The following is a 24,460-nucleotide window of genomic DNA, read 5'->3' on the forward strand; positions in this document are numbered from 1 at the left end:
CCAACTTGAAGACCCAGTTCCTTCAATTCCTGCGTCATGCGCGGACGGCCATAGCTGCCCAAGCTGAGCCGATGTTGTTCGCGGATATATGCCAGAAGGATCATGTCACGACGCTGGCGATGTGAGGGCGGCCTGCGACGCCACGCCCGTAGCCCACGATCTGAAACCTTCATCATGCGGCACAGATACGCACGTGAAAGATCTCCGCGATACTCCGCAATGAATTGAAATCTCATTGGGTCGGGCATGCCCTCGGACCAATGGCGGTCATGCCCTCCATGGCTCGCGAAGAAACCTCTCGGGACATTCTTTCAGAATGCCCTGCCGGTCAGTGGATCGCGGCCTTTTTTAACACCTCCCGCGCCTCCCGCAGAATACGGTTCTCTTTGCGCAAGCGCTCATTCTCGCGGCGCAACTCCGCGTCCTCAGCTGCTGTTGGATCTGTCGAGTACTCTCGCATCCACTTGCCCAAGGTCGAAAAACCAACCCCAAGGTCCGACGCAACCTGTCGCCGTGTCAGGCCGCTGTGCGTCGCGATCCGAACCGCCTCGCGCTTGAAGTCTTCACTATGTTTGGGGGCCATATCCGCTCTCCTTCATGGCGAGCATTGCTCGCAGAAAACCGGAACGGAAGTGATGCAAGTCCACCAGTGCTTCGCTCAGCCTTTGACAGACAACGTCCAGCGGTTGCCCTGTGAGCGATGCCTGCGACAGTCCGCGGCTATCAGCAAAAGTGCCGTCCCCGCCGAGAGAGGAGTGGACGGAGTAAAGATCGCCGCCTGTGTTATATACGCTTCCGAACCTTCGAGGGCCGACCGAGCTTCCGCCCGTGGCGGTGCGCGCATAGTGACCTAACGAGCGCTGGAGGTCGTGCGGATCTCTTGTTCGGAGGTATTTCCCGAAGCTTCGACGAAATGCCTGAAACCGTTTGGGTTCGGCCTGCGGAACCGGCTTTCCGGGCTCGTCGTCTGCCCAAGGGGGCACCAGTGGCTGATTCCGACCTGACCCTTTTGAGGAGGCTGAGGTGCCCATCCTTTATTCCCCCTGCCTCTTATCTTTCATGAGGCTCGCCATCCATGCTGGGACCTTGGGCAGAGCATCAACAAATCGGACCACCCGGGCGTGGGCCTCTTCGGACGACTGTGCGAGAAGAACGGCACCGCAAAAATCTGCGCGGATCTTCGACCAGTCGAGATCCCGTTTCATAGAGGCGCAAAGCTCGTCCATGAGATCGCCCTTTTCGGCCTCTGCAACTGTCGCAATCGCGTCCTTAGAAGCTTTCGAATTTATGGTGGCGGTTTTTCGAAGTATTTCGAGTGCCGCCGCGGCCGCTTGGCTCAGGCCCACAGAGACAGATTGAATGGGTAGGGTTTCACGAGATAGATAGAAGACGGCGCGAAGGTCTACACCGCCGAGAGCCGGCTCGAGGCGAAGCCAGTCTTGGATGAAAGGTCTGTGCTTCTGCCACTCCTTCGGGATCTCGTTTTCTATAGACTCATCGTCATCGTGCGGAATGGCCTCGAGCCGTGTGAGAAGATCAATTTTGCCCTTGTCGGCTTCGTTGACCAGTCGGCCGAATGAGCGGATTGCCTCGCCGTCCATGCAGCGCTCGAACAAAGCCAGCTTGGCGATCAAGCTTTCATCGAATGGCATCTTCCTTCGACGCGCAACCGCGGCCCGCATGCGAATGACGTTTAGAAGCCGCTTTACAATTCGAGGATTGCCTTGCACTCGCTCGGCGTAAGCGAGCTGGTTGGCGACGAGCTCCATCGTATCGAGATTTCCCCGCACTGCATGGCTGGATGAAAGCTTCAGTATCGCCGCCACCTCCTCGACAGTAATCGGCGGCTCGTCGGACCAGCTTCGGCGTAGTTTGGCGATGAGCGTGAGGCGAAGTTCCTCTACATCGTCTTCACCAAGATCACCCTGGGAAGCAGCAAGCATGAAGAGATATGCCCGGACCTCCTGAAGCCCGAGTTTCGGAACCCGAACTGGTACGTTAATCAGTTTGTCCAGATAGTCCGAGACGTGCCTGTCGCCTGGCCCGGAGAAGTGTTTTGCGACTGAATGCCTGATCATGTCTTCGTCGGCCGCAACGATGAAGGCAGTTTTCGGCAAGAACAGGAACAGCCGCATTGCCTCAAGGGTCGCAATTGTATTGGGGGGCAGGCATCGGTCAAGGTTGTCGACGAAAACGACAAGTCGTCGGTCTATCGCGCTCAAGAGACTAGAAAATTTGGCCCTGAAAGCATCGATTTCTTCCGGGGGGGGTGTTTTTCTTTCTCCCGAAGCAAGCCGCCAAGCGCTCTTCCCCGTCCTTGATCCCCTTGCGGGCGTCTCCGACATCCTCAACATCTCCCTCACCGCTAACGATGTTTCCAAGCGCTCCCAATCCCTTGGTAATGCCCCCGAAGGTTGGGATGCCCAGTGCCAACGCCCCCATGTCCATGGCAATCCCCATAACCTTCAGCTTGTCCACTCTGCGATAAAAACTGGCGGCACTTTCCTTCTTGTCTTTAGGGGCTGCCGCATAGAGGCTCTACGCGATCACAGTCATCAGAGCACACTTGGCCTCGTCGAAGTCCTGGTAGAGCCAGGCATCAAAGTCGACAACAACATACCGATCGTCCGACAGTTCCTGAGAGATAAGGCGTAATATGCTGAACTTATCACCCCCCCCAACACCCGTAGACGCCGATGGAGGTTGGCAGCATTGAATCGTCGGATAAGATTTCGGCGATCATTTCCGAAACTTCCGAGTAATTCAGATAGTCGATGCGGCTCTCGCTGTCAGACCACATAGCTGAACGCTCCCGGAAAACGCCGCCCCCCTTAAAAAATAGAATGATACGATATGCGGTGCGGGTCTCCTGCGAGACCGGCCACCAATCGTACAATAATCTCTATTTGAACTGACAAATATGCGCGTGTAAAGCCAGCATCTTGCAACTTATTGGAGATGCAGATGGCCTCGCACAGGAAACTGTTGGCCGCCACAATTAGAACAAGGGGGCAGAATCTCCACTCCGTTCCCAGAGTACACTAGACCATATTTGGGATCCGACAGCAGCTCGCTGACTAAGGCGTAGTGACGGCCTGCGCTTGGGGTAATGTCTGAATCGAGGGGCCGCAGCGCAGCATCTTTAACACCGGCTGGATGTCAGCAAAGGGTCGTAGAGTGAGCTCGAGCCTGTTCACGGACCTCCATCGGAGGTGTGCGAATCTCGCGAAATATCTGCCTGTAATAGGGCTCCTCTAAAAGCAAAAGCGCCAATCGATGTGTCGAAAGGCGCCTAACTTTTGTCGGAAACGACAAACTTACTGTCGTTCGTCAGAGAGGGAGAGTGGTGAGCCGACAGGGGTTCGAACCCTGGACCTACTGATTAAAAGTCAGTTGCTCTACCAGCTGAGCTATCGGCTCTCACCATATCAACATCATCGCGGTGCGGTGACATTGCGTCTGCCTCTTGGCGTGTGGCGGGGAACTAAACCGAGTGGCGCGGACCGTCAAGCAGAAATCTGAACATATCTTTCAAAAACCCGCAGCAGGGTTTATATGCCCGCCCATGCAAGACACCAAAATCGCCCCCCGCCCCCTGCCGTTCGTCAAAATGCACGGTCTGGGCAATGACTTTGTGATCATCGACTCACGCGGCAGGGATGCCCGCGTGACGCCTGCCCTTGCGCGCGCGCTCGGGGATCGCAACCGTGGCGTGGGATTTGACCAGCTCGGTGAAATCCGCGACGGGGACAACAGCGATATCACGCTCGACTTCTGGAATGCAGACGGCAGCCGTGCAGGCGCCTGCGGCAACGCCACCCGCTGTGTGGGGCGGCTGATGCTTGACGAGGCGGGTGTGGATCGCGTGACCATTCGCACCACGCGCGGGCTTTTGGAGGCCGTGCGCGCAGGGGATGAGGTGTCGGTCAATATGGGGCATCCGGTGCTGGACTGGACGCAGGTGCCGCTGTCGCAGGCTGTGGATGTCAAGCACCTGCCACTTCAGGGCGATCCGGTTGCCGTAGGGATGGGAAACCCCCATGCCGTATTTTTTGTCGATGACATCGCGGCGGTGGATGTGGCCGCGCGCGGCGTCAAAGTCGAACATGATCCCCTGTTCCCCGAGCGCACCAATGTCGAATTCGCCCAAGTCCGCTCGCGCAACGAGATTCGCATGCGGGTCTGGGAACGCGGCACGGGCATCACGCTGGCCTGCGGGTCGGGGGCCTGCGCCACCGCTGTGGCGGCCTCCCTGCGTGGCCTGACCGAGCGGCAGGTCCGCATGGAGGTCGACGGCGGCTGGCTGACGCTGGAGTGGCGCGAGGACGGGGTCTGGATGACAGGCCCGACCGCCCTGGTCTTCGCGGCCGAATTGTCGCCCGCCTTTCTGGAGGCCCTGTAAATGAGCACGCCGCCGATCTTTGCGACGCTGGGCTGTCGTCTGAATTCCTACGAAACCGAAGCCATGAAAGACCTTGCTGCCAAGGCAGGCGTCGAGGGGGCGGTGGTGGTCAACACCTGCGCCGTCACCGCCGAAGCCGTGCGCAAGGCACGTCAGGAAATCCGCAAGCTGCGGCGCGAAAACCCAGACGCCAAGATCATCGTTACCGGCTGCGCCGCGCAGACCGAACCGGACACTTTTGTGGCGATGTCCGAGGTTGATCTCGTGATCGGCAACTCCGAGAAAATGCAACCCGAGACATGGACCGCGCTGGGGCCGAATTTCATCGGTGACACCGAGCGCGTGCAGGTCGATGACATCATGTCCGTGACCGAAACTGCGGGCCATCTGATCGACGGGTTCGGCACCCGCAGCCGCGCCTATGTGCAGGTGCAAAACGGCTGCGACCACCGCTGCACCTTTTGCATCATTCCCTACGGGCGGGGCAATTCGCGCTCGGTTCCGGCGGGCGTGGTGGTCGACCAGATCAAGCGGCTTGTGGACAAGGGCTACAACGAGGTGGTGCTGACGGGGGTCGATTTGACAAGCTGGGGGGCGGACCTTCCGGCGCAACCCCATCTGGGCGATCTGGTGCTGCGCATCCTGAAACTGGTGCCCGACCTGCCCCGCCTGCGCATTTCCTCGATTGATTCGATTGAGGCGGATGAGGCGTTGATGCAGGCGATCGCGACCGAGCCGCGTCTGATGCCGCATCTGCATCTGAGCCTGCAAGCGGGCGATGACATGATTCTCAAACGGATGAAGCGGCGCCATCTGCGCGACGATGCCATCCGTTTTTGCGAAGAGGCGCGCAAGCTGCGCCCCGACATGACCTATGGCGCGGATATCATCGCCGGTTTTCCGACCGAAACCGAGGCGATGTTCGACAACTCGCTCAAACTCGTGGCGGACTGCGATCTGACGTGGCTGCACGTCTTTCCCTATTCGAAACGCGAAGGCACGCCTGCGGCGAAAATCCCGAGCCAGGTGAATGGCAAGGCGATCAAGGAGCGCGCCGCGCGTCTGCGCGCCGCCGGCGAGGCGCAGGTGCAAAAGCATCTGGCCGCGCAAGTCGGGCGCTCCCATCACATCCTGATGGAAAACCCGCTGATGGGGCGCACCGAGCAATTTACCGAAGTGGCTTTCGACACGCCGCGAATCGAGGGGTCTGTGGTCCGGGCCGCCATCATCGGCCTGCGCGGCAACCAGTTGCTGGCGTGAGCACTCTGCCGATTCTCTATTCCTTTCGCCGCTGCCCTTACGCGATGCGTGCGCGTCTGGCGTTGGCAAGCGCGGGTGTTGCGGTCGAGCTGCGCGAGGTGGTCTTGCGCGACAAACCCGCCGAATTGATCGCCGCCTCGCCAAAAGCCACGGTGCCGGTTCTGGTCATCGGCCCGCAAGTGATCGACGAAAGTCGCGACATCATGGATTGGGCGCTGGCCCAAAACGACCCCGAAGGATGGCGCGACATGCCTGCCGCAGGCCACGACTGGATTGCGCAGATCGACGGCCCGTTCAAACAGGCCCTTGATCGCTACAAATACGAAACCCGCTACGAGGGCGTCATCGCCTTGGACGAGCGCGCGAAAGCTGTTGATATTTTGCAACAGGTTGATGCCGCTCTGCGCGACAGCGACTGGCTGTTTGGCGCGCGACCCTGCCTTGCCGACATGGCCACGCTCACCTTCGTGCGCCAATTCGCCCAGGTGGATCGCGCTTGGTTCGACGCGCAGGGTTGGGATGGCGTCAAGCGCTGGCTGGACGCCTTTGTGACCTCCGAACGCTTTGCCGCGATCATGGGAAAATACCCGAAATGGCAGGCGGGCGATGCACCCACCCGCTTTGGCCCTTAAAAACGGTAGCTGACGCCGAAATTCAGCGCGTTGGTGATGATGTTGGTTTCCAACGTATCCCCCGCCCCGGAGTCCAGATCGGCCTTGTTCATCGAATAGGTGCCCTGGTACTCGCCAAACACGCCCCAAGTTTCGGTAATGTCATATTTGACACCTGCTGTCAGGCGCACTGCGGGGCCGGTGTACTGATAGCCGTATGTTTTCACACCGCCGGTCTTCTGCACCTCGACATGCGGCACCGCGATGCCCAGACCGGCGCCGACATAGGGCGTGAGGCCCATGAACGCATCCGTCCAGCGGCGCATGACATTGGCGGTCAGAATGTTCAGACCATCGGTGAATTCCAGCACGTCATAGCCATTGGCGGCGCGGGTGTCGTCATTGGCATAGACTTTGTCATGGGTAAATTCGGCCCCGAACCCCCATTCATTGGGCAACCAGTATGTGGCGCGAAGCCCGTAGTAGGGGGGCATTTCGAAGGATTTTCCATCCCAGCCAGCGGTGAATTCCGTGGACCCGCTGCTGTCATCCACCGTCACGACCGAATGTGGCGCGGTTTGATAGCCGGTGTAGACGCTCAACTCGGTTTCAGCCGTGGCAACAAGCGGCGTGCAAAGGGCAAGGACGGCGGCAGCACCAAGGGTGCGCAGGGTGGCGGACATTTCAAACTCCTGAAACGGATTAACTCTCTCTTGATTGCGAGTAAGTATGAGCGGCGGTGACGGGACAGGCAACCCCGCACCCGACACCGCCCCTGCGCGAAAGCGTCACATAGATGCAGGGGCGCAAGTTTGACAAAACGGGCAAGACGTTCTGAATTACTACCCAAGGGCAGGTTCCCCTTGCTCTGGGCGCTCTCATCGCGGCTAATCGGACAAAGACCGACTGTCACCCCGCGACAACGCGCCCCAGTTGAAGATCAATGTTCGCTGGACGTGAAGCATGTGCCTCGCTAAAAGCGCCTGCGAAGGGCTGCATAAAACTGCGGCCCATCACCTATTTCGCCGGGGCCCCGGCCCGAAGACAATGGAGAATACGCTCGTGTCGCACGCTGAAGAACACGAAGGCACCCGCCGCGACTTTCTGTACTACGCCACTGGCGGTGCAGGCGTCGTTGTTGCCGGTGCCGCCGTCTGGCCGCTGGTCAATCAGATGAACCCCTCTGCCGATGTGCAAGCTATGTCGTCGATCCGCGTCGATATTAGCGGCATCGAAACCGGCACGCAGCTGACGGTCAAATGGCTCGGCAAGCCCGTGTTCATCCGTCGCCGCACGCAGACCGAAATCGACGAAGGCCGCGCAGTGCCGCTGTCGGATCTGGTCGATACCGGTGCCGAAAACGCCAACCTCGCCGCAACGGCCGAAGCCACCGACGAAAACCGCACCCTCGACGAGGCCGGTGAATGGCTGGTGATGATGGGCGTGTGTACGCACCTTGGCTGTGTGCCCTTGGGTGACGGCGCTGGCGATTTCGACGGCTGGTTCTGCCCCTGCCACGGCTCGCACTACGATACCGCCGGTCGCATCCGCAAGGGTCCGGCACCGCGCAACCTGCCTATTCCGGTCGCCGCCTTTGACGGCACCGAACTGATTCTGGGCTGAGGGAGGAACTGATGTCTGGTATTCCGCACGACCATTACGAACCCAAGACCGGCGGCGAAAAGTGGGTCCACAAACGCCTGCCCATCGTGGGTCTCGTCTATGACACCCTGATGATTCCCACCCCCAAGAACCTGAACTGGTGGTGGATCTGGGGGATCGTCCTCGCCTATTGCCTCGTCCATATGATCGTCACCGGCATCGTGCTCGTCATGCACTACACGCCGCATGTCGATTACGCCTTTGCCTCCGTCGAACACATCATGCGCGACGTGAATGGCGGGCATTTCATCCGCTACATGCATGCCAATGGCGCTTCGCTGTTCTTCTTTGCGGTCTACATCCACATTTTCCGTGGCCTGTTCTTTGGTTCGTACAAAGCGCCGCGCGAAATCACATGGATCGTCGGCATGATCATCTACCTCCTGATGATGGCCACCGGTTTCATGGGCTACGTGCTTCCCTGGGGTCAGATGTCCTTCTGGGGCGCCACCGTGATCACCGGCCTGTTTGGCGCGATTCCCTTTATTGGCGAACCGATCCAGATGTGGCTGCTTGGCGGACCTGCTGTGGATAACGCCACGCTGAACCGCTTCTTCTCGCTGCACTACTTGCTGCCCTTCGTCATCGCAGGTCTTGTGATTGTCCACATCTGGGCCTTCCACAACACCGGCAACAACAACCCCACGGGTGTTGACGTGCGCACGGGCTCCAAAGAAGAGGCCAAGAAAGACACGCTGCCCTTCTGGCCCTACTTCGTGATCAAGGATGTGTTTGCCCTGGCCGTTGTTCTGGCGGTTTTCTTTGCCATCGTCGGCTTCATGCCCAACTATCTTGGTCACCCCGACAACTACATCATGGCCAACCCGCTTGCGACGCCTGCGCATATCGTGCCCGAATGGTACTTCCTGCCGTTCTACGCGATCCTGCGCGCCTTCACGGCGGATGTCTGGCTGGTGCAACTGGTGTCCTTCTTTACCGGCGGGATCGTCGATGCGAAGTTCTTCGGTGTGGTTGCCATGTTCGGTGCCATCGCGGTTATGGCGCTCGTGCCGTGGCTCGACACATCTTCGGTGCGCTCGGGTCGCTATCGCCCCGTGTTCAAATGGTTCTTCGTGGTGCTGGTGATCGACTTCCTCGGCCTGATGTGGGTCGGTTCGCAAACGCCGACGACCTTCACCTCGTGGTTCTCGCTGATCGCCTCGGCCTACTGGTTCGGCTATTTCCTCGTCATCCTGCCGCTGCTTGGCCTGATCGAGAAACCGCTGACCCCGCCCGCCACGATCGAAGACGACTTCATTTCCCACTATCCCGACGCTGCAAAAGCGCCGGCAGAGTGAGAAAGGGAACAGGGACAATGATCAAGAAACTTACCCTCTCCGCCCTCGCGGCACTGGTTCTCTCGGTTGGCAGCGCTGCTGCTGCCGAGTCCGAAGCCCATATCCACGACGTGGACTTCTCCTTCGAAGGGCCCTTCGGCAAATTCGACCAGTTCCAGTTGCAGCGCGGCCTTCAGGTCTACACCGAAGTCTGTTCGGCCTGCCATGGTATGAAGTTCGTGCCGATCCGCACCATCGGTGACGCGGGCGGCCCCGGCCTTCCCGAGGATCAGGTGCGCGCTTTTGCCTCGAACTGGGAAGTCTGGGACCCCGAGCTGCGCGACACCCGCACCGCTCTGGCCAACGACCACTTTCCCGAAAGCGCTCTGCCCAACGCACCTGACCTGTCTTTGATGGCAAAGGCGCGTGCGGGGTTCCACGGCCCCTTCGGCCTCGGGATCAACCAGTTCGTCAAAGGCATCGGTGGCCCCGAGTACATCACCAACCTGCTGACCGCCTACACGGGTGAAACCACCGAAATGGCCGGCACGACTCTTTATGAGAACCCCGTGTTTGCTTCGGGCTACATCGCCATGACGCCGCCGCTGTCCGAGGATATCGTGGAATATGCCGATGGCACCCCCGCTACGGTCGAACAGATGGCTGAAGATGTCTCTGCCTTCCTGATGTGGGCGGCGGAACCGAAAATGATGGCCCGCAAGCAGGCCGGTTTTGTCGGGGTGACCTTCCTCGCCTTGTTGGCGGTGCTGCTGTACCTGACCAACAAACGCCTCTGGGCGCCGCATAAAGGCAAAGAGCAGCACTAAGCCGCTCTTTAAAATATCCGAATGTAGAAACGCGGCCCCTCGGGGTCGCGTTTTTTATGTCGATGCGCCAATGTAGTCGCGCAGCCCCTGCGGGGGATCGGCCAGCAAGGCCCGCGTCGCGGCAGGCGCCTGCGCCACACCGTTTTCCACCCAGACAAGCTGCTCCGCAAAACGCTCGGCGTCGCCAATTGTGTGGGTCACCATCAAGACCGTCGCGCCCAGATCCGCCGCGACATCCCCCACCAGATCGAGCATCTCGTGGCGCAGCGCGGGGCCAAGAGCGGCGAAAGGTTCATCCAGCAAAATCAGCGGCTTGACCTGCACAAGCAATCGGGCAATCGCCACGCGGCTTTGCTGCCCTCCCGACAAAGCGGCGGGTTTGCGCGCGCCCATCCCCGCCAAGCCCACGCGCGCCAAGGCTGACGTCACGCGGGCGGCGTCTTCATCCTTCAGCCGCAGCGAGGGTGTGATCCCCAAGCCGACATTCTGGGCGGCGGTCATGTGGGGAAACAGGTTGTTGTCCTGAAACACCATCGCCACAGGGCGCTGCGCAGGCGCGCGCGCACCAAGGTCCTCGCCCTGCCACAGCACCCGCCCGGACGTGCGCAAATACCCGGCAATAGCACCGAGCAGCGTCGATTTCCCCGCTCCCGAGGGACCGACAACCGCGACACGCGCGCCCCTTGGCACGGAAAAATCCGCGCCGAGCCGGAAATCGCCCTGCGCAATGACAAGATCCTCAAGCGTCAGCATCCGCGCGCCCTCCCCGATCAAAACCGTAAAAAAGACCCAGCGATAGCGCGAGCAAGACAAGGGCCGCGCCCATCGCCTGATCCATCCGGTAGGCCCCCATGAGTTGGTACAGCTGCAAGGGCAGGGTCGCCGCCTTGGGATCCGCAAACAGGGTAATGACCCCCAGATCCCCCATCGACAGCGCCGCCGACAGGCCCGCAGCAAAGCCCAAGGGACGCTTGAGCCGGGGCAGAAGCACCATTCGAACGCGCGCCCAGCCTGTGAGCCCCAATTGGTCGGCCAGCGGTCCGAATCGCGCCTCGATCCCGCGCAATTCAGGCAGGATCGCGCGCAGCACAAACGGCAACGACAAGGTCGCATTGACCAATGCCGTCACCGGCAGGGCAAAATCGGAGGGCTTGGCAAAAGGAAAGATCACAATGAACAGCCCCGTTCCCATGACCAGCGGTGAGGCAGCGATCACCACCAGCCCCAGCGCCTCGATCCAGCCTGCACGCAGGCAGGCAAGCGCAACCGACAGACCGATGGCCATCGTGACAGCCGTAGACGCCAGCGCGACCATCACCGACCGGCCTGCCGCCTGCCAGACACTTGCGGGCAAGCTAAAGAGTTCCGGCGCGCCGCGCGCGATCAACACGGCCAGCGGCGTGAGCAGAAAAAGAGCCGCGAAGGCGATCCAGAACGTGTCTAGCGCGCCGGTTAGGGTCGATGTTTTACCAAAGCGCTGCACGGTGCGATCCAATCCGCCGCCACCGATCTGGGGCACTTGCACCCGCAGGGCCACCAAAGCCGCGATGACGCAGATTGCAACCTGAACCCCCGACAGAAGCGCGGCTTTTGCGAGATCGAAATCAAAGCGGAAAGCTTGGTATATCGCCAGCTCAACGGTGGTCGCCTTGGGGCCGCCGCCCAGCGCAAGGGCAACCGCGAAGGAGGTGGTGCAGATCACAAAGATCACCACAAACGCGCCGGGCAGGACTTCGCGCAGCATCGGGCGTTCGAGGTGGGCGAAGATATCGCGCGGGGTGAACCCCAACCCCGCCGCAAGACGAAACCTTTCGGCAGGAATGGCCAACCAGCCATGCAGGATCAGCCGCACCGCGAGCGGCAGGTTGAAAAACACATGCGCAAGGATCACCCCGTGGAACCCGTAGATCGAGACCGGCCCAAACCCCGCGAACGCGAGCGCCTGCGACAACAGGCCGGATTTGCCAAACACCGCGATCAACCCCAGCACCGCGACGATGACCGGCAAGATAAACGGTGCGCCCAGCAGGGTGATCAGCGCGCCGCGCCCGATGAAATCGCGCCGCGCCAGCGCGCGCGCGACGGGCACTGCCAGCGCGCAAGACAGCGCCGCCGACACCAGCGCCTGCACCACCGTAAAGCGCACGGCCAACCAGTCGTAGCGCGTCAGCGCCCCCGCGCCATCGGCACGCAGGGCCACGACCAAGACCGTGCCAAAGGTCAACGCCACAACGAGTGCTGCGGCGCTGATCCCGGGCCAGAACGGCAGGCGTTTTACTGGGTGAAGGCCGACAGCCATGCGTCCAGTGCCTCATCCTTGAGGGCCGCGGCCTCATCTTCGGAATAGAACAGCGCCGTTTCGGGGTAGTTCAGTTGCGAAAAGGCTTCCGGCCACTGATCCATCGGCAACGCAGCGGGATAGGACCAGTTTGCGGTGGCGATGAGCGATTGGAACGGTTCGGAAAGGATGAAATCCATGAACTTCTGCGCGAGTTCAGGCTGATCGGTGCTGGCAAGCTGTGCGGCGGTTTCAGCCATAAAATAGTGACCCTCGCTGAACAGCGCCGCCGATTTCGTGTCGTCCTCTTCCGCGATGATGTGATAGGCGGGCGAGGTTGTATAAGAGAGCACCATGTCCACCTCACCATCGGTGAACAGCCCGTAGGCCTCGGACCAGCCTTGGGTGACGGTGATGATTTTGGGCGCGAACTGTGCCCACATCGCGGGCGTGTCCTCCCCGAAAACCGCTTCGGCCCAAAGGATAAGCGCAAGACCGGACGCCGAGGTGCGCGGGTCCTGGATGGCGATGTTCCAGTCCTCATCGCTTTCGACAAGCGCCTTGAAGGAGGTCGGCGGATTGGCGATTTTCGTGTTGTCATAGACGAAGGCCGTGTAGCCCCAGTTGAACGGCACAAAAATATCGTCGTCCCAAGCGATCGGCAGGGTCAGCCCCGAAAGATCGACGTTCGAGGGGGCGAACAAGCCTGTCTCGCGCGCGTCTTTCATCACGTCGGTGTTAAAGCCGATGGCCACATCCGCATCCGTGCGCGCGCCTTCAAGCTTGAGGCGGGGCAGCAGATCGCCGGTCACATACTCCAATTCACACCCGTCGCACAGCTCGCCAAAGGCAGCGGCAATCGCCGGACCCGGTCCCCATTCGGAGCCGAAATAATCGGGCGCATAAACGGTCAGGGTTTCGGCGCTGGCAAGGGTCGCGGTGCTCCACAGCACGGCACTTAGGGTAAGGGTCGTTTTCATCGTCATCGCTCCAAAAGCTGGGGCGAAGGTAAAAGGCAGCTGTGTCTTGGGGACAAATCTGAAACCTTCCCTCCGCCGGTATTAGCCGGTTCAGGTTCAACGGGTCCGCTGCTGCGTCTCAGCCAATCAAGGCACCCCGAGGTGACGCTGACCATAGGCAGGCTTTGAAAAAGGCGCAAGCACATGCAAAGGGGCACCCTGACGGAGCGCCCCCTTCAGATCGCCCCGCCCGCGCCTTAGCCCGGATGCGCCGCGCGTGCCAGGGCGGCTTCGCCAGCTTCGTCGATGTGCAAATCGTCACTGCCAAGCACCCCCGCGTCGGGATCGTCGAAAATCGCCATATCGACTTTGCCTTCGCCCTTGGCGACAATCGTCGTGACCACGGCATCGCCCGTGATGTTGACCGCGGTGCGAATCATATCCATCAGGCGATCTACCCCAAGGATCAGCGCGATGCCTTCAATCGGCAGGCCCACCTGCCCCAAGACCATCGTCAGCATGACCAAACCCACACCCGGCACACCCGCCGTCCCGATGGAGGCCAGCACCGCCATCGCAATCACCGTCAGATACCCCATGACGCCCAGATCGATGCCATAGACATTGGCCAAAAACACCGTGGCGACCCCCTGCATGATCGCGGTGCCATCCATGTTGATCGTGGCGCCAAAGGGAATGCAAAAGGAGGCCACAGAATTATCCACGCCCATGCGCTCTGTCACCGAACGCAGGGTCACCGGAATCGTGGCATTCGAGGAAGCCGTGGAAAAGGCAAAGATCTGCGCGGGGCGGATTTTGGCCATGAAGGTGAAGGGATTGAGACCGGTGAAGAGCTTGAGCATCACCATCAGGGTGACAAAGAGATGCAAGAACAGCGCCAGTACCAGCGTGACGACATAGGCCGCCACGGGAATGAACAACTCGATCCCCTGCTCGGTAAAGGTCTTGGCGATCAGGCAAAACACGCCGATGGGCGCAAACGACATGACGATGGACACGATTTTCATCATCACTTCGTTCATATAGTCGCAGGCCGCGACAAAGGGGGCCGATTGCGTCCCCAGCATCAACACAGCAACGCCAAGGATGATCGTGTAGAAAATGATTTGCAGCATCTCGCCACTGGCAAAGGCCGCCACCGGATTGGACGGAACAATGGCGGCAAAGACCGACCAGACCGAGGGCGCATCCTTGCCCGCAATGTCGGAGGCCGCGACCCCGGCCATGTCAAACCCTTTGCCCGGGCCGATCAACAGCGCCAGAACGATGGCAATGCCAATCGCGATGCCGGTGGTCATGATGTAAAGGCCAAAGCTTTTTCCGCCGACGCGACCAAGCACACGAATGTCGCCAATGCCCGTCACCCCGCCGATCAGCGAAAAGAACACCAAGGGGACAACCAGCATTTTCAACGCATTGACGAACATGGTGCCAATCATCGCGAACAATCCGCCCGCGATTTGCCCGTTGATGAAGGGACTGTCGATCACGTTGAAAATGACGCCCAAAATGACGCCCGCTACCATCCCGATCAGGATTTTGACCGTCAGCGACATCTTCTTTTCGGGACCATCCGAACCCGTTTGAGGGTCCAGTTGCGCAGGTGCAGACATCGGTTCACTCCTTTTTGAAAGGCCTATCCTGCCAGCGCACCCGTTTTTGACCCCAAAAGCAATCTTGACAGGCCAAATAACATCCTCCCCGCACCGCTTTGCCACAATTGCCCATTAAAGCGACATGGGGTAAAGCGGGGTCAAACTTGGGAGGCTGCCATGAGCATGAATACATTCGGTCATCTTTTCCGTGTGACGACATGGGGCGAAAGCCACGGTCCCGCCCTCGGCGCGACGGTCGATGGCGTGCCTCCGGGGGTACGGGTGGACGCCGAGGCGCTTCAGCACTGGCTGGATCGCCGCAAACCCGGAACGTCCAAATACACCACCCAACGCCAAGAACCCGATGCGGTGGAAATCCTGTCGGGCACTTTCGAAGGGCAATCGACAGGCACGCCGATCCAGTTGATGATCCGCAACACCGATCAACGCTCCAAAGACTACGGCGATATCGTCGAGAAATTCCGCCCCGGACACGCCGATATCACCTATTGGCAAAAATACGGCATCCGCGACTATCGCGGTGGCGGGCGCTCGTCGGCGCGCGAAACCGCCGCGCGGGTTGCGGCGGGCGGTATCGCACGCGCCGCCCTCGCCCAGCTTGCCCCCGAGGTCGAAATTCAAGGCTACATGACCCAAATCGGCCCGCATGGGATTACGGGGCCGCGCGACATGGCCGAAATCGAAAACAACCCCTTCTGGGTGCCCTCGGCCGAAACCGCCGCGCAATGGGCCAGCTACCTCGACGGTCTGCGCAAATCGGGCAACTCCGTCGGAGCCATCATCGAAGTCGTGGCGCGCAACGTCCCTGCGGGTCTGGGTGCGCCGATCTACGCCAAGTTGGACACGGATCTGGCCGCTGCGATGATGTCGATCAACGCCGTCAAAGGCGTGGAAATCGGTGAAGGCATGGCGGCGGCAATGCTGACAGGCGAAGAAAACGCCGACGAGATTTTCATGGGCAATGACGGCAAGCCTGCGTTTTCCTCAAACCACGCAGGCGGCATTCTGGGCGGCATTTCGACCGGTCAGGACATCGTTGTGCGCTTTGCGGTCAAACCCACCTCCTCGATCCTGAAAACCCGCCAGACCATCACGAAGTCCGGCCAGCCGACCGAAATCATCACCAAAGGTCGCCACGATCCCTGCGTGGGCATCCGTGCCGTTCCCGTCGGAGAGGCGATGATGGCCTGCGTGGTTCTGGATCACCTGCTGTTGCACCGCGGCCAGATCGGCGCGGGCACGCGCGGCAAGATCGCTTAACGCTACTCCGCAGGGCCTGTCAAAACCGCGCCCTGCGGGTTGCGCTCTGCCTGCACCCCGTAACCGACAACGCGCTGCAACAAAAGCTGGCGCACGGTTGCCTCGTCCTGCGTCGCCGCCGCGGCCTGCAATTCGCGCAGCATATTGGCGACTTCGATTTCGGACAGGTAATCTTCCTGGGCACGCATGATTTTCGGGTGCGGCGTGGTCACACGTCCTTCCCCGATCAGCAGTTCTTCGTATAGCTTTTCCCCCGGACGGATGCCGGTGATGCGGATTTCGATGTCCCCCTCGGGATTGGCCGCGTCGCGCACGCTATAGCCCGCAGCGCGGATCATTTGATCCGCCAGATCGCGGATGCGCACCGGCTCGCCCATATCCAGCACGAACACATCGCCGCCCTTGGCATAGGTTCCCGCCAGCATCACCAATGTCACCGCCTCGGGCACCGACATGAAATAGCGGGTCATATCAGGGTGCGTCAGCGTTACAGGACCGCCGCGCTGGATCTGCCGCTCGAACAGGGGAATAACCGATCCCGACGAGCCAAGCACATTGCCAAAACGCACCATCGAAAAGCGGCATGTTTTGGAACGGGTCGCAAGATCCTGAACCACCAGCTCCGCCATCCGCTTGGATGCGCCCATGACATTTGCAGGGCGCACCGCCTTGTCGGAGGACACAAGGACGAATTGTTCGACCCCCAGTTCCAGCGCGATCTGGGCGACAATCCGCGTCCCAAGAACATTGTTGGACACGCCGCTGACGATGTTTTCCTCGACCAGCGGGACGTGTTTGTACGCCGCCGCGTGATAGATGATCTGCGGCGACCGCTCGGCGATCACGCGGCGCACCAGAGCGGCATCGCAAACCGAGCCAAGCACGCGCGTCACCTTGCATCCGCGCACTTTGATCAGGTCCGACAGTTCCTGATCCAACTGATACAGCGCGTATTCATTCTGGTCGAACATGGTCAAATGACTGACGCCACCGGCAATCAACTGTCGACACAGTTCCGAGCCGATGGACCCGCCCGCCCCCGTCACCAGCGCGCGTTTGCCGTCGAAATCCGACAACGACGCGCGATAGGCCCCGCCCAAGCGGCCGCGATCGACGAACACTTCGGGGTCATTCAGGTTCGAGACCGACAAATCGGTGAAGTCGCCCTGCATTTCTTTGAGCAAGGGCACGGAACGCACGTTCAATCCATAGCCGCGCAGCCGGCGCGAAATCAACGTGGCCTTGGTCGCCGATAGCGAAGGAATGGCCAGAAACACCGTGGTAACGCCATGATCGGCCACCAGTGCTTCGATCTGCGCGGGCGAAATGATCGGCAGGCGCGCAGCGATGGACCCAACCCGCCCCTGATCCTCGTCGATGAAGGCGACGGGCACGAATTTGTCATGGCGCTTGAGATCGGCGGCCAGCCGTGCGCCCGTTGCGCCCGCGCCATAGATCGCGACGGGCCGATGCGTGCGCGCCATTTTATACAAGGTGTACAACAGCTCAAGCGCGACAAAGCGTTGCGCGACCAACAGCACATAGAGTGCCAGCCCGTATAAAACGAAAAAGCCATCGGGGAACGGCAAACCAAAGCCGCGTGCAGCGACGAAAAAACACAGGGCAACGCCTGCGGCGACCATGCCCGAGCGGCCCATCCCGTAAAGCGCAAAATACTTGAGTTTGATTTCATGCAAGCCAAGGCGGTAGCCAAAGAACACGGTCAAAAACGAGGTTCCGGCGATAATCGGCAGAGCTTTGAAGCCGATGTCGACACCCGGCAACCCCAGCGCCCCGATCATCCCCATGGAGAGCGCCAGCGCGATCAGCGCCGCCAGACCGTCCATTCCAAGCAAAATCGCAAACTTATTGCGTCTTCGCAGGCCAATGAGCCACGTGACGATGTTCATAAACTTCAATTGGTCCGTTATCCGACTTCGCGTTAAACTTGCCGAAAGATTACTGTTTTTCCAAGAAAATTCAATCCAGCCGTCGCTGTGTGACCCAGATCGGCGGGTTCCAGCCACAGATTTGGGGTCATCTTCGCGCTGCACGCCCCCGCAGGAGGGTGCGTTTCAAAATTGCGATGTCAAAACACATATCGCGGTGTTGCGCATAGATCAGATCAAGCTGCGCTTTGCGCGGAACGCAGGCGCGACAATAGACGGCATCGGTCTCTTGCGCCGTTGTGCAGCGCGCCAAAAGCTGTTCCTCATGCGCGTGATAGACAAGGGTCGCCAGACCCGTCAGCCCCGGCTTTTCGCGCAAGACCCGGCCATAGAGATCGGGAAAGCGGTCGGTGTAGTCGCGCAACGGCGGGCGCGGTCCGACAAAGCTCATATCGCCGCGCAAGATATTCAACAATTGCGGAATTTCATCCAAGCGTGTGCGCCGCAAGAAGCGCCCCGTCGGGGAAATACGCGCCGATTTATCCCCGCCAGAGACACCGCTATTGGCTGTGCTCTGCGCCATGGTGCGAAATTTATACAGCGCAAAAGGCTGATCGGGCGTTTTCATGCGCTCGGACACGTAAAGCACCGGCCGCCCGTCGCGCAGGGCGAGGGCCGCAGCAATCACCAGCGCCGGCCCCAACAAAATCCCGCCTGCAATCGCCGCGAGCAGGACATCAAAACAGCGTTTCACCCAACGGCTCTTCATGAGGTCGCCCCCAAGGCAGCGGCAAGGCCCGTGAACTGCGTCACCATCTCCAGCGGGAGGTTTTCTTGCGCAGAAAACGAGACTATTGCAGCGATTTTAGACACATCAAGCGCGATCACGGCGGGCCCCGCCCGCAGCGGCCCTGCGTGCCACTGCCCCCCGAATGCGGCAACCAAAGCGCCCATCTCGACGGGAACGGGCGCGGCAAGGTTGTACACCCCCGTCTCCTTAGCGTGCGCGAGCCCCACGAGGACACGGCAAAGCGTCATCGGCCCGATATAGCTGCGGACGGGAAAGCCTTCAGCAAAGCGATCCAGTTGAATCGTTTCACCGCTGCGCAGGTTGCGCCCCAATTGATCAGTGCCCACAACATTCCCGAGCCGCAGGATCAGACAGTCGGGATCAAGCGCTGCTTCCATCGCGGCTTTGGCGCGCCCGTAGTCGTTTTGAGGCGCAATAGGGTCTGTTTCCCGAAAGGCGTGACCGCGCGGCGCCCCGTAAACCGCCTGACTTGACATCACGATCAATCGCGCGCCCAAGGCCTGCGCGACGCTCTGCGCGGCGCAGGCCAAATCGACCGTCTCGCCGTAGTCGCGTACATGGCCTGCGGGCGTCGGTGCGGCCAGATGCACAACAGCGTCGATCGCGCCCAGCGCAGCCATGCCCGCCAAGGGGCGCGCAAGCGTCCAAGCCGTGTGCCGGGTGGCTTTGACCACCTCGACATGCGGAAAAGCAGTCTCTATTACTGCGCAAAAGAGCCTTCCAAGCTGCCCGTTCGCGCCGGTCAAAAGAATGCGGACCCTCGCCATTTACGCGCGCACCTTGCTTAGTTGAACCGCCAAAATCCCCGCCATGATGATCGCCACACCGACCACGTCAAGCATGTGGATACGCTCGCCCAGAAACAGCGCAGCAATAGCCACGCCAAAGAAAGGGTTCAAAAAGTGGAACGTTGCCGCCTTCACCGAGCCGATGCGGTTCACCAGAGCGAACCAGATCCAGGTTGCCAGGACGCCGGGAATCAATGTTGTGTAAATGAAGGCGCCGATGATGCGGCCAGACCAGTCGATGTGCCACACTTCGAACAGGGGGGAGACCACGAAGAGCGCGGCGGCGCCGACGAACATCTGCAATCCCACGATCATCAGGACATTGCCGCCACCGCTGGCGCCGCGCACCGACAAGGTGGCCACAGCCAAGGCCAGCGCGCCAAAGGCGCACATGACAATCCCCGACACATCCGAGCCCTCGGAAATGCGCGTTCCCATGATCAGCGCAACACCGACAAAGCCCACGACCATGCCCAGCACGGCCATCGGCGCCAGACGTTCGCGCAGCACCAAGGCCGAAATCGCAGCCACCAGCAGCGGCATTGACGAGGCCATCACGGAGGCCAGCGATGCCTCGACCGTTTGCATCGCCGAGAAAAACAGACCCAGATACAGCGCGTTCTGGCACAATCCCAAGACCACCACCGCACGCCATTGCGCGCGCGAAAGAGTCCATGTCTGGCCCATCAGCCGCGCCAGCGCCACCGCGATGACGCCCGACACGAGAAAGCGCAATCCAAGCGACATCAGCGGCGGCGCGCCCGCCACGATGATCCGCGCCGAGGTAAAGGCCGAACTCCACATGATGACAAAGGCCAGCCCCATAAAAATTGCGCGAATATCCATGATTTTTCCCATTCTGACTGCCGCCGGACCGTGGCGCGCAGCGGGTCGATGTTCAAGACCCAAGCCGCAGAACCGCACGCATAGCGGTCATGCAAAAACGAAAAAGGGCCGCGCAACTGCACGACCCTTTCGCATAACGGATTACCGAAACCGGATTATTCGTTCACGCTGTCTTTGAGGGCTTTTGCGATCGTCATTTTCACGACTTTATCGGCCTCTTTGGACATCTGTTCGCCCGTGGCGGGGTTGCGCACCATACGTGCGGGGCGCTCGCGGCAGTAGATTTTGCCAACGCCGGGAAGGGTCACAGCACCACCGGCAGCCACTTCTTTGGTGATGATACCGGTGATCGCGTCGAGAGCGACACCAGCAGATTTTTTGTCGGCACCCATCTCTTCGGCGAGAGCGGCAACGAGTTGGGTTTTGGTCATCGGTTTCGACATGTCTATCTCCTCGTACTCCCCCTTTCCATGGGGGTTATGGCGGATTTGTAACCTTATATTGAGGAAAGGCACAACGCTTTGTATGCGCCCAGCGGGCATTTTCGCCTATTTCTGCACGGTTTCCCCGAAGTCAGAGGAAGGCTGTCTCCTCGAAACTGCGCAATTTACGGCTGTGGATGCGTTCAAGGGGCATCTCGCGCAAGGTTTCCATCGCCTTGATGCCGATCAGCAAGTGTCGCGCGACCTGAGTTTTATAGAAATCCGACGCCATCCCGGGCAGTTTCAACTCGCCATGCAACGGCTTGTCAGAGACACATAACAGCGTGCCGTAGGGCACCCGAAAGCGAAACCCGTTGGCCGCAATCGTGGCACTTTCCATATCCAGACCGACCGCACGACTTTGGCTGAGGCGCTGGACAGGACCGGATTGATCGCGCAACTCCCAGTTGCGGTTGTCGATGGTGGCCACAGTGCCGGTGCGCATGATCCGCTTGAGTTCGTAGCCTTCCAGCTCGGTCACCGCCTCGACAGCATCCTCAAGCGAGGTCTGGATTTCTGCCAGCGCCGGAATAGGCACCCACACGGGCAGGTCATCGTCCAGCACATGGTCCTCGCGAAGATAGGCATGGGCGAGCACGAAATCCCCCAGACGTTGGGAATTGCGCAGACCCGCGCAGTGGCCGACCATGATCCACGCATGGGGTCGCAACACCGCGATGTGGTCGGTTGCGGTTTTCGCGTTCGAGGGACCGACGCCGATATTGACCAGGGTGATGCCGCCGCCATCTGCCCGTTTGAGGTGATAGGTCGGCATCTGCGGCATCTTGAGCGTGGGCGGGATCACCGTGTCGGGATCGGTGATCTCGACATTTCCGGTGCTCACGAAACTGGTGTAGCCGCTGTCGGGATCGGCCAGCATCGCGCGGGCATAGGCTTCGAATTCGCTGACGTAGAACTGGTAGTTGGTGAACAGCACATGGTTCTGGAAATGATCGGGATCGGTGGCCGTGTAATGCGTCAGCCGCGCCAAAGAATAGTCGATGCGCTGCGCCGTGAAAGGGGCCAGCGGCGCGGAGCCATCCGGGTGGAGGTAACTTTCGCCGTTCACGATGGCATCATGGGTCACGTTGAGGTCGGGCACGTCAAAAACATCGCGCAGCGGATATTCCATCACCCCCTCTTGGGGCACAACGATATCCGCCTCTCCGGCGACCGCGAAATGCACCGGCATCGGGGTCTCGGACGCACCGATCATCACCGGCACGCCGTGATTTTCGATCAGCAAGGCGATCTGCTGGGTGAGGTAGGATTTGAACAACTCCGGCCGTGTCACCGTTGTGGAATAGGTGCCCGGGGTCGGCACGTGACCAAAAGACAGACGGCTGTCGGTGGCCGCATAGCTTGTCGTGGTAAAGCGGATTTCGGGGTAGAAGGCGCGAAACCGGTGCTCGGGCTTGGTGCCGCCTGCGGTTTGGGAAAATTTCTCGCCCAGAAATTTCGTCGCCTGCGCAAACAGCGCGATCAGTCGCTCCACCGCAGCACCCGCATCGCTAAAGGCTTCATGCGCGGGTGCGTCCGGCGAGACCACGGGCAGGTTTTGACCAAAAGATTTCATCGTTATTCGTATCCTTCAAACAGGCTTGTGACCTCGAAACTGCGCACATCCACCAGACCCTTGTCCGAGATGCGCAATTCGGGAATGACCACAAGCGCGAGCAGCGAGTGCTGCATGTAAGCGTTATTCAAGGTGCATCCGGCGGCCTCCATCGCGCGCCCCAGCGCCTCGGCCTTTTGGGCCACCTCGGCGGCGGGGCGATCCGACATCAGACCGGCGATGGGCAATTCGACCAGCGCCTGTTCCTGACCATCCGCAAACAGCACGACCCCGCCCCCGACCGCGCGCAGACGGTTGGCCGCCAGCGCCATGTTGGCACGATCCGTGCCCACAACGATCATATGGTGGCTGTCATGCGCGACCGTCGAAGCAAGCGCCATCGGCCCCTTGTAGCCGAAGCCCGACACAAAGGCGTTCACAACGCCGCCCGTGGCACGGTGGCGTTCGACCAGCGCAATCTGTGCGATGTCCTGCGCGGCATCGGGTTCAACGCGCCCGTTCGCGACCTCCATGTCGAAGCTCAGCGCCTTTGTCGGTGCCTGGTTTTCAACCATGCCGATGACGCGGGCGGTCACCCGGTTCGCCCCCTCCGGCGCATCGATGACGAAATCATCCGCCGACAGGTCCTTGGCCATATTCACCGTCTCGCGCGCATGCTGCGGCCAGTCGAGAAGCGGGAAATCGACCCTGACCTTGCCATTTTCGGCCACAACAGCGCCGCGCGCGATGACCAGCTCGATCGGCAGGCTGCGCAGATCGGAGGTCAGGATCACATCGGCCCGACGCCCCGGCGTCAGGGACCCCAGTTCGCGTTCCAGACCGAAATGCGTCGCAGTGTTGATCGTGGCCATCTGCAGCGCAACGACCGGATCGCAACCGCAGTCAATGGCGTGACGCACCACGCGGTTCATGTGACCGTCATTGACCAACGTGCCGGAGTGGCAATCGTCTGTGCAGAGGATAAAGTTGCGCGGGTCCAGACCTTTTTGCGTGATCGCCGTGATCTGCGCCTCGACATCGTACCACGCCGAGCCAAGGCGCACCATTGCGCGCATCCCCTGCCGCATCCGCGCAATCGCGTCTGCCTCGCAGGTGCCTTCGTGATCATCCGCCGGACCGCCCGCGACATAGGCACTAAAGGCCGGCCCGAGATCGGGGGAGGCGTAATGCCCGCCCACGGTTTTGCCCGCGTTCTGCGTGGCGGCAATTTCGGCCAGCATCTGCGGATCGCCATTCACCACACCGGGGAAATTCATCATCTCCCCCAGCCCGATGATGCCGGGCCAGTCCATCGCCTCGGCGACATCCTCGGCACTGATTTCAAATCCCGTGGTTTCCAGCCCCGGCGCGGAAGGCGCACAAGAGGGCATCTGGGTGAAAATATTGACCGGCTGCAACAGCGCCTCGTCATGCATCAGGCGCACACCCTCAAGGCCCAGCACATTGGCGATCTCATGGGGATCGGTGAACATGGTGGTGGTGCCATGGGGCGTCACCGCGCGGGCAAATTCCGCCGGTGTCAGCATGCCGCTTTCGATGTGCATATGCCCGTCGAGAAGACCGGGGATCATGTACCGCCCCTTGGCATCGATCACCTGCGTCTCGGGGCCGGTGCAATGCGCCGCAGATGTGCCGACATAGGCGATGCGCCCTTGGGCAATCGCGATGTCATGGCCCTCCAGCACTTCGCGGGTGTGGACGTTGACCCATATGCCGTTCTTGATCACCAGATCGGCGGGGGCGCGGCCAGCGGCCACGGCAACGAGCGTTGGCGCGGTCTCGGCCCAGCTCTTTATCTTTGTGTTTTTCGACTGTTCCATGGCCCAATCTTGTCCCGTTTCGGGCGGTGTTCAAGCCCCCTTGCACCTTTCCTGCACGTCAGGGATGAATCAGAT

At 60.5% G+C, this 24,460-nt stretch carries 20 protein-coding genes, 1 tRNA gene, 1 pseudogene and 1 riboswitch; of the genes and pseudogenes, 7 read left to right on the plus strand and 15 right to left on the minus strand.

Features of this window, described 5'->3' with window-relative positions; genetic code table 11:
* From AQS8620_RS17175 to AQS8620_RS00015, 3 genes and pseudogenes are all read right to left on the minus strand, one after another.
* Window positions 1-583: pseudogene (locus AQS8620_RS17175) on the minus strand (transposase); the annotation flags it as partial.
* A gap of 451 nt (window positions 584-1,034) precedes the next feature.
* Window positions 1,035-2,453 carry a KAP family P-loop NTPase fold protein gene (locus AQS8620_RS00010; protein WP_370737869.1) on the minus strand — a complete coding sequence of 473 codons (1,419 nt, stop codon included), beginning with the start codon at window positions 2,451-2,453 and terminating at the stop codon, window positions 1,035-1,037.
* An 891-nt stretch (window positions 2,454-3,344) separates the two neighbouring features.
* A tRNA-Lys gene (locus tag AQS8620_RS00015) sits at window positions 3,345-3,420 on the minus strand.
* 145 nt (window positions 3,421-3,565) lie between these two features.
* On the opposite strand from AQS8620_RS00015, the gene dapF reads away from it, so the two are divergent.
* From dapF to AQS8620_RS00030, 3 genes are read left to right on the plus strand one after another with little or no spacing between them, the layout of a single operon-like run.
* Window positions 3,566-4,402: a diaminopimelate epimerase gene (gene dapF / locus AQS8620_RS00020; protein ID WP_085834784.1), complete on the plus strand. Its 837-nt coding sequence runs from the start codon at window positions 3,566-3,568 to the stop codon at window positions 4,400-4,402.
* Window positions 4,403-5,662 (plus strand): tRNA (N(6)-L-threonylcarbamoyladenosine(37)-C(2))-methylthiotransferase MtaB, encoded by a 1,260-nt coding sequence (gene mtaB, locus AQS8620_RS00025; RefSeq protein ID WP_085834785.1) that lies wholly within the window; start codon window positions 4,403-4,405, stop codon window positions 5,660-5,662.
* The gene (locus AQS8620_RS00030; RefSeq protein ID WP_085834786.1) at window positions 5,659-6,294 is read left to right on the plus strand and encodes a glutathione S-transferase; all 636 of its coding nucleotides are present in this window, start codon (window positions 5,659-5,661) and stop codon (window positions 6,292-6,294) included. The genes mtaB and AQS8620_RS00030 overlap by 4 nt, the downstream gene beginning before the upstream one ends.
* On the opposite strand, the gene AQS8620_RS00035 is transcribed toward AQS8620_RS00030, so the two are convergent.
* On the minus strand, window positions 6,291-6,956 hold the full coding sequence (locus AQS8620_RS00035) for an outer membrane protein (protein ID WP_085834787.1): 666 nt from the start codon (window positions 6,954-6,956) through the stop codon (window positions 6,291-6,293). The genes AQS8620_RS00030 and AQS8620_RS00035 overlap by 4 nt on opposite strands.
* A 379-nt stretch (window positions 6,957-7,335) precedes the next feature.
* Here AQS8620_RS00035 and petA point away from each other — a divergent pair, with 379 nt between their 5' ends.
* The 3 genes from petA to AQS8620_RS00050 are packed head-to-tail and all read left to right on the plus strand — an operon-like array spanning window position 7,336 to window position 10,039.
* The gene (gene petA, locus AQS8620_RS00040) at window positions 7,336-7,896 is read left to right on the plus strand and encodes a ubiquinol-cytochrome c reductase iron-sulfur subunit (RefSeq protein WP_085835319.1); all 561 of its coding nucleotides are present in this window, start codon (window positions 7,336-7,338) and stop codon (window positions 7,894-7,896) included.
* A gap of 11 nt (window positions 7,897-7,907) precedes the next feature.
* Window positions 7,908-9,233, plus strand: a complete 1,326-nt coding sequence (gene petB, locus AQS8620_RS00045; RefSeq protein ID WP_085834788.1) for a cytochrome b — start codon at window positions 7,908-7,910, stop codon at window positions 9,231-9,233.
* Window positions 9,234-9,250: 17 nt separating this feature from the next.
* Window positions 9,251-10,039 carry a cytochrome c1 gene (locus AQS8620_RS00050; protein ID WP_085834789.1) on the plus strand — a complete coding sequence of 263 codons (789 nt, stop codon included), beginning with the start codon at window positions 9,251-9,253 and terminating at the stop codon, window positions 10,037-10,039.
* A 54-nt stretch (window positions 10,040-10,093) separates the two neighbouring features.
* Here AQS8620_RS00050 and AQS8620_RS00055 read toward each other — a convergent pair whose 3' ends face one another.
* The 4 genes from AQS8620_RS00055 to AQS8620_RS00070 all read right to left on the minus strand — a co-directional run bounded on the left by AQS8620_RS00055 (window position 10,094) and on the right by AQS8620_RS00070 (window position 14,910).
* Complete coding sequence (locus AQS8620_RS00055) at window positions 10,094-10,792, minus strand: thiamine ABC transporter ATP-binding protein (protein ID WP_085834790.1); 699 nt, start codon at window positions 10,790-10,792, stop codon at window positions 10,094-10,096.
* Window positions 10,779-12,338: a thiamine/thiamine pyrophosphate ABC transporter permease ThiP gene (locus AQS8620_RS00060; protein WP_085834791.1), complete on the minus strand. Its 1,560-nt coding sequence runs from the start codon at window positions 12,336-12,338 to the stop codon at window positions 10,779-10,781. Before AQS8620_RS00060 ends, AQS8620_RS00055 begins: the two co-directional genes overlap by 14 nt.
* The gene (thiB, locus tag AQS8620_RS00065; protein ID WP_085835320.1) at window positions 12,314-13,297 is read right to left on the minus strand and encodes a thiamine ABC transporter substrate binding subunit; all 984 of its coding nucleotides are present in this window, start codon (window positions 13,295-13,297) and stop codon (window positions 12,314-12,316) included. The genes AQS8620_RS00060 and thiB overlap by 25 nt, the downstream gene beginning before the upstream one ends.
* A gap of 50 nt (window positions 13,298-13,347) precedes the next feature.
* A riboswitch (TPP riboswitch) is annotated at window positions 13,348-13,446 on the minus strand.
* Window positions 13,447-13,533: 87 nt separating this feature from the next.
* Entirely contained in the window at window positions 13,534-14,910 is a 1,377-nt protein-coding gene (locus AQS8620_RS00070; protein WP_200809573.1) for a dicarboxylate/amino acid:cation symporter, read from the minus strand.
* A 159-nt stretch (window positions 14,911-15,069) separates the two neighbouring features.
* Here AQS8620_RS00070 and aroC point away from each other — a divergent pair, with 159 nt between their 5' ends.
* Window positions 15,070-16,173 (plus strand): chorismate synthase, encoded by a 1,104-nt coding sequence (gene aroC, locus AQS8620_RS00075; protein ID WP_085834792.1) that lies wholly within the window; start codon window positions 15,070-15,072, stop codon window positions 16,171-16,173.
* A gap of 2 nt (window positions 16,174-16,175) precedes the next feature.
* Here aroC and AQS8620_RS00080 read toward each other — a convergent pair whose 3' ends face one another.
* The 7 genes from AQS8620_RS00080 to ade form a co-directional block, all read right to left on the minus strand.
* On the minus strand, window positions 16,176-18,083 hold the full coding sequence (locus AQS8620_RS00080; protein ID WP_085834793.1) for a nucleoside-diphosphate sugar epimerase/dehydratase: 1,908 nt from the start codon (window positions 18,081-18,083) through the stop codon (window positions 16,176-16,178).
* A 127-nt stretch (window positions 18,084-18,210) separates the two neighbouring features.
* Window positions 18,211-18,831: a sugar transferase gene (locus AQS8620_RS00085; protein WP_085834794.1), complete on the minus strand. Its 621-nt coding sequence runs from the start codon at window positions 18,829-18,831 to the stop codon at window positions 18,211-18,213.
* The gene (locus AQS8620_RS00090) at window positions 18,828-19,640 is read right to left on the minus strand and encodes an NAD-dependent epimerase/dehydratase family protein (RefSeq protein ID WP_085834795.1); all 813 of its coding nucleotides are present in this window, start codon (window positions 19,638-19,640) and stop codon (window positions 18,828-18,830) included. The genes AQS8620_RS00085 and AQS8620_RS00090 overlap by 4 nt, the downstream gene beginning before the upstream one ends.
* Entirely contained in the window at window positions 19,641-20,507 is an 867-nt protein-coding gene (locus tag AQS8620_RS00095) for a DMT family transporter (RefSeq protein ID WP_085835322.1), read from the minus strand.
* A 155-nt stretch (window positions 20,508-20,662) separates the two neighbouring features.
* Window positions 20,663-20,950, minus strand: coding sequence for an HU family DNA-binding protein (locus tag AQS8620_RS00100; RefSeq protein ID WP_085834796.1), 288 nt, complete (start codon window positions 20,948-20,950; stop codon window positions 20,663-20,665).
* A 130-nt stretch (window positions 20,951-21,080) separates the two neighbouring features.
* On the minus strand, window positions 21,081-22,565 hold the full coding sequence (locus AQS8620_RS00105; protein WP_085834797.1) for an AMP nucleosidase: 1,485 nt from the start codon (window positions 22,563-22,565) through the stop codon (window positions 21,081-21,083).
* A gap of 2 nt (window positions 22,566-22,567) precedes the next feature.
* Window positions 22,568-24,385, minus strand: coding sequence for an adenine deaminase (gene ade, locus AQS8620_RS00110; RefSeq protein WP_085834798.1), 1,818 nt, complete (start codon window positions 24,383-24,385; stop codon window positions 22,568-22,570).
* Window positions 24,386-24,460: the final 75 nt, after the last annotated feature.

This window comes from Aquimixticola soesokkakensis (assembly GCF_900172375.1).
Taxonomy (GTDB): domain Bacteria; phylum Pseudomonadota; class Alphaproteobacteria; order Rhodobacterales; family Rhodobacteraceae; genus Aquimixticola; species Aquimixticola soesokkakensis.